Origin of the sequence: Thermosynechococcus sp. PP555, assembly GCF_031583225.1 — a bacterium.
Taxonomy (GTDB): Bacteria; Cyanobacteriota; Cyanobacteriia; order Thermosynechococcales; family Thermosynechococcaceae; genus Thermosynechococcus.
Window position 1 is genome coordinate 111,110 of record NZ_CP134168.1, and the last position, 13,547, is coordinate 124,656.

A 13,547-nucleotide genomic window follows, 5' to 3' on the forward strand; every position below is an offset into this window, starting at 1 on the left:
GGAAACAACTTGCTTTTAAATTTCTGTATTCTATTATACGATTTTTCGATCTTCATTGGGTAGAAGCCGGTTTTTTTAACAAATCTTTAGCCCTTCCACAGTCCTCCTATGAACGTGTTGTCACTCCCCGCCAATGCCAGTCACCTTCTAAGGACGTTGCGTCCAGGTCAACGGGAAATTAGTGAATGGCAAGGGGGTCTCTTGGCGGTATCGGCAGTGCCCGGAGCAGGCAAATCCCATGGCATGGCCGTAGGAGCCGCGATCGCCATCGCTCGCGAAAAACTCCATCAGCAGCGGCAACTGGTCGTAGTCACCTATAGTCGTTCGGCAGCGGCCAATATCAAGGTGCGGATTCGCCAGTACCTGCGGGAAATGGGCTTGCCCCGCAATGGTTTTAGTGTGCAGACGCTCCACAGTTTGGCCTTGAAAATTGCCACCAGTCACCCCACAGCGGGTCTGCGTTGGAGTGGCGAGAATTTAATGAGTGAGCATGAGCAGCGACGCCTGTGTGTTACCTGTGTTAAGGAATGGGCGCGATCGCACCCCGATATTCTCGAGCAACTGATCCAAGGCTGCGATACCAGTCCCCTGAGTGACGTTGAACACGATGGTCGCAGAAGTGCGCTTTTGACTGACATCTTGGTGAAGTTGGCACAAACCGTTATTAGCAGTGCCCGCAGTATGGCGTTGACGCCCCATGATCTGCGGCAGTTGTCCCAGCAGTTGCGCTCCCAAAGTGCAGCCGCAGCAGAACCCTACCCCTTTTTAGAAATTGGTGCCGACCTTTTGGAACTGTACCAGCACCATTTAGCGCAGCGAGAGCAAATTGACTATGATGAGATGATTTTGGCAGCGGTACAACTCCTAGAGGGCGATCGCCAGTGCCGCCAAGAATGGCAACAGCGGGTGTATGCCGTCTTTGAGGATGAGGCGCAGGACTCGACCCCCTTGCAATTGCGGTTACTGCGACTTCTCGCCGAGGACAACACCACAGGGCAAGTGAATTTTGTGCGGGTGGGGGATCCCAATCAAGCCATTAACTCCACATTTACGGCGGCAGACCCTCTCTTTTTTAATAAATTCTGTGACGAATGTGCCCAGCAGCAGGCCTTCTATAAAATGACCCAAGCGGGGCGATCCACCCCATTGGTCATTCGATCGGCCAACTTTTTAGTGAACTGGGTCAATCATGCCCTCAAAGGCCAAGAACTGCCCTTTCGATCCCAAGCAATTCAGCCCGTCTCACCGACGGATCCGCAACCGGGGGCGAACCCACCCCCCTGGGGAGAAGGGGTAGAAATTGCCCGACCAGCAACCGTTTTCGAGACCGTGCGCGAGCTAGCAGCACGTATTTCTGAGGTTTTAGCAGAGTATCCTGAGGCCTCAATTGCGGTACTGGTGCGTACCAACCGCCAAGGGGAATTTGTCGCGGATCTGTTGCGATCGCCCGCTAGCTTCAGCATTAATACCGACCTTGCCGCTCAGGGGATTCCGATTCTCGATGTATCGGGCATTGAACGGCGATCGCAGGTGCCCAAGGAATTGCTGGACATTCTTTATTTTCTCCACTGTCCCTATTCTCCCGAAGCGGTCAAAGCAGCTCTGACTGTTCTTCAGGAGCGCAAACGCATTTCTGTCCAAAATTTGGATCGCTTAGCCGCCCAGCCAGAGGTGTTTCTCTATCCTGGTCCTTTAGACCCCCCTGCCGAGGAACCGGTACTCAAGGCACGGCACTACTGTCAACGTCTCCTCAAAGCCCGCCTAGAGCTATCTCTATTTCCTTTGATCACGTACTGCGCTCAGGAATTGGGCTATGATGCCGCTGAATTGGCCACCAGCGATCGCCTGATCTGCCACTTGGCACAGCAGGAACCAACGCAACTGTGGGAGCGTATCCATCCCCGTTGGCAGGAGTTGGTGGCGACGGATCGCTTTGACGCTGTTGAGATGGAAGACCTCCATAGCCGCTTGGTGCGATCAGGGCAAGTGACGATTATGACGATGCATCGCGCCAAGGGTCTGGATTGGGATGCCGTTTTTGTTCCCTTCTTAGAGGCAAGAACCCTCCCCGGTGAGAGCTGGGTGGCGGCCAATGCCAAGTTCCTCAGTCCAGAGGTGGATTTTACGGATGTGGTGCGATCGCAACTGCGAGCCTACGGCCATCAGCAACCCCTTCCTGACTGGCAAACCGCCTATCAAAAAGCCACAGAGGCCAAAGTTGCCGAGGAATACCGCCTGCTTTACGTGGCCATGACCCGTGCTAAGCGTTTACTGTGGCTCGCCGCCGCCCACCAAGCCCCCTTTAACTGGCAGACCTTTGACTGGCGAGGGTTTTATCAACTGCAAGACAGTGACCCTTGTCCTTTCTTACCTGCCCTAGAGCAGAAGCTAAAGAAACATGCCAAGGCTACTCGCGGCGATCGCTAAGGCTATCACGCCCCGGCAAGCGTTCCATGGCTGCCAAGACGGCCCGTTCTGCTGCCAGAATATCCCGCTCCGCGCCCCCCAAAAAGAGTCGGCCAAAGCTGCCCACGGCTGAAATCTGCAAGATATTAATGAGTGCTGCCTTTTCCGCTTCATTGGCGGCCAGTGCGGCATAGGCGGCAGGTTCCACTTCAAACACATAGAGGGTTTGCCCCGCCAAAATCATATTGCCCCGCCGCGAACGGTTAATTAGTTGGGTGTGGTGGGCATCAATATTGCGAATGACTTGACTCGAAATCACCCGTGGCCGCAAGCAATCCTGTACCCGAGCGCCAATGGCATCTAAAATTGCTTGCCCTGCTGCGCGTACTTCCCCCTGATTGCCCGAATGCACCTCCAATAGTCCGTAGAGTCGCTCGATAAACAAAACTCCCGGCCGCACCACCGCAGACTTCAAGGCAATATCCAAAAGGCGATTGACATCAATCCCCGGTGAAATCTCCACCCAGAGGGAGCAATCCCCCGGCAAAGGCAAAAACCCTTGAGCCACGGTTCCCAAGTAGGCCGCGTGTTGCGGTTGAATCGAGTCGAGATAGACATAACTGCGCAGATCAACGCCCAAGGTGGTGGATTCCTAACGCGCCAGTACCCATGATCGCCGAAAATGCCCTAGGACAATAGCCATTGCAGGCGTGGATCCGTAAAGTCCTCAATGCAGACCTCTGCTCCTGCGGCTTGCAGTGCCGTTTCCGATTGCGTTGTTAACACTCCCCAGCAGAGCATCCCTGCCCGCACCGCTGCCATCACCCCTGCCACGGCATCCTCAAAGACAAGACAATGCTGCGGCAACACCTGCAACCGCTCCGCCACTAGGAGATAGCATTCTGGATCGGGCTTGCCCCGCTGCACATCCTGCTCCATCACCACCGTATCGAAAAAGTTGCCCACCCCCTCGCAGGAGAGCACCAATTCCACATTGGCAGCACAGGCCGAGGTGCCTAAGCCCAAGCGATAGCCTTTTTCTTTAGCACTTTTGAGAAAGGGCAATAGCCCCAGCAACAGTTCCAAATGGGGTGCCAAGAGTTCCCGAAAGACAGCCTCTTTGCCCGCGCCCCAGCGTTCGACTTCCGCTTCAGTGACCGATCGCCCCAAGAGTTCTGGCAGGAGTTCGGCATTGCGTTTACCCCCCATTTGCCGCAACTGTTCCAAGTTAATCTGCTGCCGCAGTTCAGGGGTGCGATCGACATAGACCCGCCAAGCTTCAAGGTGGTAGGGCATAGTATGGCAGATGACCCCATCCATATCAAAAATCAGGGCACGCTGCGAGGGTTCAACGGCAAGAAACTGGGAAAAATTAGCCATTGGCGAAAAATTTGGGCATCAGCAAGTGTAGTCTATCGTCTTTTGAGACTAAAGAGGCTGGCCAATCGATCAATCGAATTTTGCTGCAGGCTAGTCCCCAAAATCTCAATTAAAATACGGGCAACCACACCTGCAAAAAAATGAGTCAACATCTACAGTAGGAGTACAGCCCTTTATCTAAGCTATAGGGTACGTCAAGGGACGTTGATCCTGTTTAAGAGTGGATTTGACGGTTCTGGGTCTGTTCCATCTTTTGGGAAGAGGGCTGTAAATTGGCATACAAAAACACGCCAAAGTGGACGTGTTAAGATGAGTGTTACCAGCACGCAGGAGCCATTAGGGGAAGGGTCATGTTTGAACGGTTTACAGAAAAAGCCATTAAAGTCATCATGCTGGCACAGGAAGAGGCTCGCCGCCTCGGCCACAACTTTGTCGGTACCGAACAAATTCTCCTCGGATTGATTGGTGAAGGCACCGGTGTGGCTGCGAAGGTGCTACGTTCCATGGGGGTGAACCTCAAGGATGCCCGCATCGAAGTGGAAAAAATTATTGGCCGTGGGTCTGGTTTTGTGGCGGTGGAGATTCCCTTTACCCCCCGTGCCAAGCGAGTGTTGGAACTCTCCCTCGAAGAAGCCCGCCAACTGGGACACAACTATATTGGTACTGAGCACCTTCTTTTGGGTCTGATTCGCGAAGGGGAAGGGGTAGCAGCACGGGTTCTTGAAAATCTCGGCGTTGACCTGTCGAAAGTGCGCACCCAAGTGATTCGCATGCTGGGTGAAACCGCCGAAGTGGCTGCCGGTGCCAGCCAAGGGCGTACCAAAACACCGACGCTGGACGAATTTGGTGCCAACCTCACCCAGATGGCCATTGATGGCAAGCTAGATCCCGTGGTGGGTCGGCAAAAAGAAATTGAGCGGGTGATTCAAATCCTTGGCCGCCGCACTAAAAATAACCCTGTGCTGATCGGTGAACCGGGGGTAGGTAAAACCGCTATTGCTGAAGGCCTTGCCCAACGCATTGCCAATAAAGATGTCCCCGATATTCTGGAAGACAAGCGGGTGGTCACCCTCGATATTGGCCTGTTGGTGGCGGGCACGAAGTACCGCGGTGAGTTTGAAGAGCGGCTGAAGAAGATCATGGATGAGATCCGCCAAGCCGGTAATGTGATCTTGGTGATTGACGAGGTACACACGTTGATTGGGGCTGGGGCCGCTGAGGGTGCCATTGATGCGGCGAATATCCTCAAACCCGCCTTGGCTCGTGGTGAGTTGCAGTGCATTGGTGCCACCACGTTGGATGAGTACCGCAAACACATTGAGCGGGATGCTGCCTTGGAGCGCCGCTTCCAACCGGTGATGGTGGGTGAACCCTCCGTTGAGGAAACCATTGAGATCCTCTACGGCCTGCGGGAACGCTACGAGAAGCACCACAAGCTGAAAATTTCCGATGAAGCCCTTGAGGCGGCAGCGAAGCTGTCTGATCGCTATATTAGCGATCGCTACCTGCCCGACAAAGCCATTGACCTCATTGACGAAGCTGGCTCACGGGTGCGCCTGATTAACTCGCAACTACCGCCTGCGGCCAAGGAATTGGATCGCGAATTGCGGCAAGTGCTCAAAGAAAAAGATGATGCTGTGCGTGCCCAAAACTTTGACAAAGCGGGTGAATTGCGCGATCGCGAGATGGAACTGAAAGCGCAAATCCGTGCCATTGCCCAGCAGAAAAAATCCGAAAGCGCCAATGGTGAAGAGGAAACCCCCGTCGTTACCGAAGAGGACATTGCCCACATTGTTGCCTCTTGGACAGGTGTGCCTGTCAGCAAGCTCACCGAAAGCGAATCGGAAAAACTGCTGCACATGGAGGAGACCCTGCACCAGCGGGTCATTGGCCAAGATGAAGCGGTGAAAGCCATCTCCCGTGCCATTCGCCGTGCCCGTGTCGGTCTAAAAAACCCCAACCGTCCCATTGCTAGCTTTATCTTCTCTGGGCCAACCGGTGTGGGTAAAACCGAGCTAACGAAAGCCTTGGCCGCCTACTTCTTTGGTTCTGAAGAGGCGATGATCCGCTTGGATATGTCCGAGTACATGGAGCGGCATACCGTCTCCAAGCTCATTGGTTCGCCCCCTGGCTATGTCGGCTACAACGAGGGCGGTCAACTGACCGAAGCCGTGCGGCGGCGTCCCTACACGGTGGTGCTCTTTGACGAAATCGAGAAAGCCCATCCCGATGTCTTTAACCTGCTGCTGCAAATCCTTGAGGATGGTCGCCTCACTGACTCTAAGGGGCGTACCGTTGACTTCAAGAACACCCTCTTGATCATGACCTCGAACATTGGCTCGAAGGTGATTGAGAAAGGCGCTGGCGGTCTTGGCTTTGAGTTTGGCACTGAGGATGCTGCTGAATCGCAATACAATCGCATTCGCTCCTTGGTGAATGAGGAACTGAAGCAGTACTTCCGTCCAGAGTTCCTCAACCGCGTGGATGAGATTATTGTCTTCCGCCAGCTGACCAAAGACGAGGTCAAGCAAATTGCTGACATCCTCTTGAAGGAAGTCTTCTCACGCCTGACCGAGAAAGGAATCACCCTAGAAGTGACGGATCGCTTCAAGGAGCGACTCATTGAAGAAGGCTACAATCCCAGCTACGGTGCGCGACCCCTGCGGCGGGCCATTATGCGCCTCCTAGAGGACACCTTGGCTGAGGAAATGCTCTCTGGCCGTATTCGTGAAGGGGATACTGCCCTCATTGATGTGGATGAATCAGGTCAAGTGAAGATCCAAGCTCAACCTCGGCGTGAGCTACTGCCCCAAGCGGTTGAGTAGGGTATTGACTTCCTATGCCAGACACACCGCAAGAGGTTTATGGGGACTCCCTCAGCTCCCGAGCGCTGGATCACGACTGGCGCACCATTTATCCCTTGGGTGCTTACCAAATCCACGGTCTGGCATGGGTCGATCCCCAAGCCCTGTGGCTACGTCAATTGCCCCGTTTGCCCTTTTGCCAAGCAACCCTTGGCGCCAGTTTTTTGGCCTTGGATCGGGTAAGGGGTTTTATTTTGCTCATCAATGGCGAAAATGACCACAGTGAGATTCTCAATCCCTACGATCTAGAGCCATTTCTCGATGCCGATGGCCTCTGTCTCCATCGCGAAACCCTCTGGTTTTGCCGGGACACATGGCTCTATCGCTGTCATCTGCCTGACTGGCATGTAGAAAAGGTGTTGGCGTGCCGCTATCCCATTTACGGTGTGGCGGTGGATGACACAGGCATCTATGTGGCCTGTCAAAAATCGGGTTACATTCACTGTTTTGACGAGACGGGTCGAGAGCAGTATCGCCTCAGTGCGCCGGGCATTGGCTGTGAAAATTTAGCCCTTAAGGATGGCTATCTGTGGGTGAGCGATCGCTTAGAGCAATCCATCTATTGTCTCGATCACCAGAGTGGCCGTGTTGAATGGGTGGCCTTGACGCCCTTTGCCCAGCCAACGGCGTTTACCTTTGATGCGACGGGGCGACTGTGGGTGGCCTATGGCGGCGAAGAACCCTATTTGCGGGATAACCCCAACAACCGCGAAGCCCCCCTCGAAATTGATCATCGCGATATTTGCCTGATTCATCCTCTGCTCTATCAGACCCACAAAGAGCAGCATTACACGGTCTCCAATGGCTATCTGATTGAGATGGCCTACGTGGAGGAAATGTCTCCCCTTGATGCGCTGCACCTAGATAACCTAGAGTGGCGAATTGCTCTGCCCGCCAATTCCCTGCGCCAAAAATTGCTGCGGGTTGAACCCGTCGGTACCCCCTTTCACTTGGAAACGGTGGGTGATCAGCAGGTGGCGGTGTTTGATTTTCCTGAAGTGCGTCCCTACGAAGCCCGTCTTTTTGGTTGGCGTGCTTGGCTAGAAGTGAGAGGTATCAAGTACCATCTCAGCTTTGACGACATTGATGAGACGCTACCGCTGCCACCAGAATTTGCAGCACAGTATCTAGTGGATAACGATGAGTTGGCGATGGATCAACCCATTGTCCAGGAGGCGGCACGGCAAGCTGTGGGCACAGAGACCAATATCCTGCGTAAGATGCTCAAGATTCGTAACTATGTGTACGATCGCCTGAGCTATGCCATGCGACCCACGATTGAAACCCCCGATTTGGTTTTGAAACGGGGAACGGGGTCCTGTGGTGAGTACGTGGGGGTGCTCCTTGCCTTGGCGCGATTAAATGGCATTGCCTGCCGTACGGTGGGTCGCTACAAATGTCCCCCCCATCCCCAAAAGCGGGGTATTCCCCTCCAACCCACCTATAACCACGTTTGGTTGGAGTTTTATGTGCCGGGGGTTGGCTGGTTGCCCATGGAGTCCAATCCCGATGATGTCGTAGAGCGCGGCCCTTATCCAACGCGGTTCTTTATGGCACTGCCTTGGTACCACGTGGAAGCGGGTAAAGGGATTCGCTTTGAGAGCATGAATTATCGCGATCGCGGACTACGCCTTGGAGATTTAGCCCTCAATCATGTGCGCTTTACCATTCATAGTGAGCTGCCCCCAATTGCCTAAACAGTTCTAAGACAGGAGCACTCGCAGTAATCCCAAAGGAGCCGGCTGCCAATCGCCGCGCCAATCCAAAAGCTGTACTAACACCAAGTAGCCAATTCCCAATAACAGGGAAATGACACCGGTGACGATCGCCACCCATTTGCCCGATGACCGTTGAGACACCCTGAGCCTCCTATTCATTCTTGAGTCGCAATACTGCCATAAAGGCCTCTTGGGGGACATCCACCCGCCCGATCGCCTTCATCCGTTTTTTACCCGCTTTTTGTTTTTCGAGGAGCTTGCGTTTACGGGTCACATCGCCGCCGTAGCACTTGGCCAAGACATCTTTGCGTAAGGCGGGAATACTTTCACTGGCAATCACCCGTGAGCCAATGGCCGCTTGAATGGGAATTTTGAACTGGTGGCGTGGGATCAAATCCTTGAGTTTGCTGACAAGGGCACGTCCCACATAGTAGGCCTTATCGCGGTGAACAATCGCTGCCAAGGAATCCACTGGGTCGTTATTGATCAGGATATCCAGTTTCACCAGATCATTAGGACGGTAGCCAATCAGGTGGTATTCCATACTGGCATAGCCCCGCGATCGCGACTTCATTTCATCGAAAAAGTCCGTCACAATTTCCGCCAAGGGCATTTCATAGACCAATGTGGTGCGCCCTTGGGTGAGGTAGCGCATATCCTTAAAGATGCCCCGCCGCGACTGCGCCAACTCCATCAGCGTTCCCACATAGGTTTCGGGGGTAATCATTTCCAGTTGAACGTAGGGTTCCTCAATTTTTTCGCGGTATTGGGGTTCCGGTAGCAGGCTGGGGTTATCAATCGTCAGCACTTCCCCTTTGATGGTGGTGACGCGATAGACCACCGAAGGGGCGGTAATGATTAAGTCCAGATTGTATTCCCGCTCTAGCCGCTCTTGGATAATTTCCATGTGCAGCAGCCCCAAAAAGCCACAGCGGAACCCAAAGCCCATGGCACTGGAGGTTTCCGGCTCGTAGTGGAGCGAAGCATCGTTGAGCTTCAATTTTTCAAGGGCTTCCCGCAGATCCTCAAACTGATCGGCATCGGTGGGAAAAAGACCACAAAAGACCATCGGTTTGGCCTCGGTGTAACCCGGAAGAGGTTCCTTGGCTGGGTTTTGTGCCAATGTAATCGTGTCGCCGACACGAGCATCGCCAACGGCTTTAATGGCGGCTGCGAGGTAGCCCACTTCCCCGGCATGGAGACTGTCCACGGGTTTTTGGTTGGGGGCGAGGACGCCGAGTTCATCAATTTCGTATTCTTTGCCAGAGGCCATCAAGCGAATGCGATCGCCCTTGCGAACCACACCATCCATGACCCGAAAATAGACAATCACCCCTCGGTAGGCATCGTAGTAGCTATCAAAAATCAATGCCCGCAGGGGTTGATCTACCGTATCCCGAGGCGGCGGCACCAAATGCACAATCGATTCCAGAATTTCCTCAATGCCAATCCCTTCCTTGGCGGACGCTAGAACCGCTTGGGAGCAATCGAGACCAATAATCTCTTCGATTTCGGCCTTGACGCGATCGGGTTCAGCACCGGGTAGGTCAATTTTGTTGAGGACCGGAATAATCTCTAAATTATGCTCCAATGCCAGATAGACATTGGCCAGTGTTTGCGCTTCTACCCCTTGGGAGGCATCCACAACGAGGAGTGCCCCTTCACAGGCAGCCAGCGATCGCGACACCTCATAGGAAAAATCCACGTGGCCGGGGGTGTCAATCAAATTCAAAATATACGTTTCGCCATCGCGACTGGTGTAGGTCATGCGGGCAGCTTGCAGCTTAATCGTAATTCCCCGCTCCCGCTCCAGCTCCATATTGTCAAGAAACTGTTCCTTCATTTCACGGGGATCCACCGTGCCTGTAAATTGCAGCAGGCGATCGGCAAGGGTCGATTTGCCGTGATCAATGTGGGCAATGATCGAGAAATTGCGAATGTGGGAAACGGGGACGTCGGTCATACCAGCGAGGACAACCTTAACAAAATGAAAAACTCCTTTCTTGATTCTAAGCGTCCCTGTCCGATTGTGCTGAGAATTCGGTGGTAGGATAGAAATTAACTGCCGGGATGTAGCGCAGCTTGGTAGCGCATCTGCTTTGGGAGCAGAGGGTCGCAGGTTCAAATCCTGTCATCCCGATTCGGAACCGTAAACCTAGAACGATTGTTGCCCATACAATCCTGCGGTAGATTAGCCTCAGGCCTTTTGGATACGTATTCATTGATGCTGACGGTTCCACGGACAATTTGCCTTGGATTTTTGGCGGTGATTACGCTGGGGACGCTGCTGTTGTGGCTGCCTTGGTCCACTAGTAATGGGGAATGGAACCCCTTTATCGTTGCGCTATTTACCGCAACATCGGCCGTTTGTGTGACCGGCCACATTATTGTCGATACGGGAACCCACTTTTCTCCCTTTGGTCAACTGGTGATTCTGCTGTTGATCCAGGTGGGTGGTCTGGGGTACATGACGGCGACCACCTTTTTGATTATTTTGCTGGGACGCAAGTTTAACCTGCGGCAGAAGATAGCGGTACAGCAAGCCTTGGATCGGCGGGGCATGCAGGGGGCACGGCAATTGGTGCGCTCGATTTTGGGTCTCACGTTTCTCTTTGAACTGACGGGTGCCTTGTTGCTGTGGCTGATTTTTCGCCAAGACGTTAGTGATCCACGGGCACTGTGGCTGGCGGTGTTTCACAGTATCAGTGCTTGGAATAATGCCGGGTTTAGTCTGTTTAGTGACAGCTTGATGGGGTATCAAACCTCTGTGCCCCTGAATTTCGTGATTTCACTGCTGATTATTTTTGGCGGCATTGGCTATGAGGTGATCTTTGAATTTTATCTTTGGCTGCGGGAGCATCTGCGCCACTGGGGTAAACCCGCCTATCTAATCCGCAAGGCGAGCCAGATGACGTTTAGCCTCAATTTCAAAATTGTGACGAGTACAACGGCGATTCTCCTCATCTTGGGAACGGCGATGCTGTTTGCGACGGAGATGCGATCGCCAGAACGATTTGGTCTTTTTTCCTTTGATCAGAAGCTCCTCTTGGCCTGGTTTCAGTCGGTGACAGCGCGGACGGCGGGCTTTAATACCGTCAACATTGGTGAATTCAATAATGGCGGGCTATTTATTATGATTGCCCTGATGTTTATTGGTGGTAGCCCCGGTGGCACGGCAGGGGGCATTAAAACAACCACGTTGCGGATTTTGGCAGGGATTACCAAGTCAGCTCTGCAAGGGAAAGAGGTGGTGCTGCTCTACCGCCGTCAGGTGCCCCCCTCGCTGATCATGAAAGCGGTCGCTGTTGCCTTTGGCTCAATGTTTACGGTGCTGGTTTCCACTACCCTCATCGCGATCGCTGACCCCGAAGAGAATTTCATTAATATTCTCTTTGAAACCGTTTCCGCCTTTGCCACCGTTGGTCTCTCCACCGGTATTACCAGTGGGCTAACCGCCTTTTCCAAGTTGGTCTTGATTGTAACGATGTATGCCGGACGGGTGGGTATCCTGCTGCTGATGGCGGCAATTATCGGTGACCCCCAGCCTTCTAGCGTCCAATATCCTGAGGAAAACCTGCTGGTGGGTTAGGGGGCGGCGTACTCGGCAATGGCGGCAGCCATCTCTTGGGTACCCACGGGTTCTTTGCCCGCTGCAGCCAAATCATAGGTGACAAAGCGCCCCTCAGCAATGACTTTTTCAACAGCCGCTTGCAGACGCCGTGCCGCTTCCATTTCACCCAAGTGTTGCAACATCAACACACCAGAGAGAATCAATGCCGTAGGATTGGCTTTATTTTGGCCGGCATATTTAGGTGCTGAACCATGAATCGCCTCAAAAACGGCATATTCATCGCCAATATTGGCGCCGGGAGCCACCCCAAGGCCACCAATCATCCCTGCACAAAGGTCAGAAAGAATATCGCCGTAGAGGTTGGGCATCACCATCACATCATAGAGTTCAGGCTTCTGCATCAACTGCATGCACATGTTATCGACGATGCGATCCTCAAATTCAATTTCCGGATAGCGGCGGGCAATCTCACGGGCGCGCTCTAGGAAGAGGCCATCGGTAAATTTCATGATGTTGGCCTTGTGAACGGCGGTCACTTTCTGGCGATGGTTGGCCTTGGCATATTTGAAGGCAAACTCAATGATGCGATCGCTCCCCAGCACAGAAATCGGCTTGACACCAATGGCAGCATCCTCACGGATCGGCTTACCCGCTAGATCACTCAAAAAGGCACGGGCTTTGGCCGCCTCGGGACTGGTGTATTCAAACTCAATCCCGGCATAGAGGTCTTCGGTATTCTCGCGAACAATGACAAGGTCAATGTTTTGAAAATAGCTTTTCACCCCAACAATGGATTTAGCCGGCCGTAGGTTCGCATAGAGATTGAGCCGCTTGCGGATCTCGACATTCACAGAACGAAAGCCGGTACCCACGGGGGTGGTAATCGGCCCTTTGATGGCAGTTTTCGTGCTTTTGATCGCATCGAGAACGTGTTCGGGCAAGGGGGTACCATAGCGTTCCATCATGTCCACGCCGGCATCCACCACCACCCAATCAATTTTGACGCCCGTAGCATCAATGGCCGTGCGAGTGGCAGCGGCAACCTCAGGACCAATACCGTCGCCGCGAATTAAGGTAACAGCGTGGGACACGAGTTCTCTCTCCCTATGCAGAACTGAAAGACAAGGTATTAGGAGGGTATGATGCCGCTAAATGAGCTTCACCGTACGTAGCGTGTGAAACAAAATTGTCGCCAAGGCGATCGCGCCCGCAACAATGACAAAGTACAAAACAATTCCCATCATGTTTCTCCTCAACAGGTAGTGATTTACCTCGGAATTCAGAATACCCTAGGCTGTGCCTACAAAACTAACATCACTAAAGCGCTTTTGTGCCTCGCTGACGGGACGATTTTTGCCTTCCTCTTGCCAGTAGTTAATGATTTCGGTGGCACGGTTGAGGAGTTCAATCCGCTCGGCTTCCGTAATCCAAGATTTCTTCTCTAACTCCGCCTTCAGGAGTTCCCAAGCATCGGTGCGCGGCCAAAAGAAGTAGGAGGTGAGGGGGCTTGTCCCTTTGCCAACAATTTGATCGACAGCGATCGCCACGTCTTTTTCTAACCAAAGTACTCTCAGGGTAAAGCGGGACAATTCTAACCTCCTAAAACTT

General features: G+C 53.2%; 10 protein-coding genes and 1 tRNA gene. 5 read left to right on the plus strand and 6 right to left on the minus strand.

From position 1 onward, the window contains the following. The first annotated feature begins 108 nt into the window (after nt 1-108). The gene (locus tag RHH27_RS00545) at nt 109-2,427 is read left to right on the plus strand and encodes an ATP-dependent helicase (RefSeq protein WP_302678565.1); all 2,319 of its coding nucleotides are present in this window, start codon (nt 109-111) and stop codon (nt 2,425-2,427) included. Here the strand turns inward: RHH27_RS00545 and RHH27_RS00550 are convergent. Together RHH27_RS00550 and RHH27_RS00555 are read right to left on the minus strand one after the other, a co-directional pair. Further along, a complete protein-coding gene (locus RHH27_RS00550; protein WP_149817184.1) occupies nt 2,408-3,046 on the minus strand; it encodes a hypothetical protein in 639 nt (212 codons plus the stop codon). The two genes, RHH27_RS00545 and RHH27_RS00550, sit on opposite strands and share 20 nt — an antisense overlap. A gap of 47 nt (nt 3,047-3,093) precedes the next feature. Continuing rightward, nucleotides 3,094-3,786, minus strand: a complete 693-nt coding sequence (locus RHH27_RS00555; protein WP_302676970.1) for an HAD family phosphatase — start codon at nt 3,784-3,786, stop codon at nt 3,094-3,096. A 350-nt stretch (nt 3,787-4,136) separates the two neighbouring features. On the opposite strand from RHH27_RS00555, the gene RHH27_RS00560 reads away from it, so the two are divergent. Together RHH27_RS00560 and RHH27_RS00565 are read left to right on the plus strand one after the other, a co-directional pair. Beyond that, on the plus strand, nt 4,137-6,611 hold the full coding sequence (locus RHH27_RS00560; protein ID WP_149817189.1) for an ATP-dependent Clp protease ATP-binding subunit: 2,475 nt from the start codon (nt 4,137-4,139) through the stop codon (nt 6,609-6,611). 14 nt (nt 6,612-6,625) lie between these two features. After that, a complete protein-coding gene (locus tag RHH27_RS00565; protein WP_302678566.1) occupies nt 6,626-8,347 on the plus strand; it encodes a transglutaminase domain-containing protein in 1,722 nt (573 codons plus the stop codon). A gap of 6 nt (nt 8,348-8,353) precedes the next feature. Here the strand turns inward: RHH27_RS00565 and RHH27_RS00570 are convergent, their stop codons facing one another. Together RHH27_RS00570 and lepA are read right to left on the minus strand one after the other, a co-directional pair. After that, nucleotides 8,354-8,509, minus strand: a complete 156-nt coding sequence (locus RHH27_RS00570; RefSeq protein WP_206201713.1) for a hypothetical protein — start codon at nt 8,507-8,509, stop codon at nt 8,354-8,356. A gap of 10 nt (nt 8,510-8,519) precedes the next feature. After that, nucleotides 8,520-10,331 carry a translation elongation factor 4 gene (gene lepA / locus RHH27_RS00575; protein ID WP_181496686.1) on the minus strand — a complete coding sequence of 604 codons (1,812 nt, stop codon included), beginning with the start codon at nt 10,329-10,331 and terminating at the stop codon, nt 8,520-8,522. Between the two features lie 103 nt (nt 10,332-10,434). On the opposite strand from lepA, the gene RHH27_RS00580 reads away from it, so the two are divergent. Both RHH27_RS00580 and RHH27_RS00585 read left to right on the plus strand, forming a co-directional pair. Further along, nucleotides 10,435-10,508: transfer RNA gene (locus tag RHH27_RS00580), tRNA-Pro, on the plus strand. Nucleotides 10,509-10,595: 87 nt separating this feature from the next. After that, a complete protein-coding gene (locus RHH27_RS00585; RefSeq protein ID WP_206201554.1) occupies nt 10,596-11,957 on the plus strand; it encodes a TrkH family potassium uptake protein in 1,362 nt (453 codons plus the stop codon). Here the strand turns inward: RHH27_RS00585 and RHH27_RS00590 are convergent. Together RHH27_RS00590 and RHH27_RS00595 are read right to left on the minus strand one after the other, a co-directional pair. Then, complete coding sequence (locus RHH27_RS00590; protein WP_206200615.1) at nt 11,954-13,030, minus strand: isocitrate/isopropylmalate dehydrogenase family protein; 1,077 nt, start codon at nt 13,028-13,030, stop codon at nt 11,954-11,956. The genes RHH27_RS00585 and RHH27_RS00590 overlap by 4 nt on opposite strands. A gap of 198 nt (nt 13,031-13,228) precedes the next feature. Beyond that, on the minus strand, nt 13,229-13,528 hold the full coding sequence (locus RHH27_RS00595; protein ID WP_149817201.1) for a 30S ribosomal protein PSRP-3: 300 nt from the start codon (nt 13,526-13,528) through the stop codon (nt 13,229-13,231). Nucleotides 13,529-13,547: the final 19 nt, after the last annotated feature.

What these genes read in the sequence shown, in the direction of transcription:
- lepA (WP_181496686.1), bottom strand. Translation starts at nt 10,331, where the DNA reads ATGACCGACGTCCCCGTTTCCCACATTCGCAATTTCTCGATCATTGCC.
- RHH27_RS00560 (WP_149817189.1), top strand. Translation starts at nt 4,137, where the DNA reads ATGTTTGAACGGTTTACAGAAAAAGCCATTAAAGTCATCATGCTGGCA.
- RHH27_RS00555 (WP_302676970.1), bottom strand. Translation starts at nt 3,786, where the DNA reads ATGGCTAATTTTTCCCAGTTTCTTGCCGTTGAACCCTCGCAGCGTGCC.
- RHH27_RS00545 (WP_302678565.1), top strand. Translation starts at nt 109, where the DNA reads ATGAACGTGTTGTCACTCCCCGCCAATGCCAGTCACCTTCTAAGGACG.
- RHH27_RS00565 (WP_302678566.1), top strand. Translation starts at nt 6,626, where the DNA reads ATGCCAGACACACCGCAAGAGGTTTATGGGGACTCCCTCAGCTCCCGA.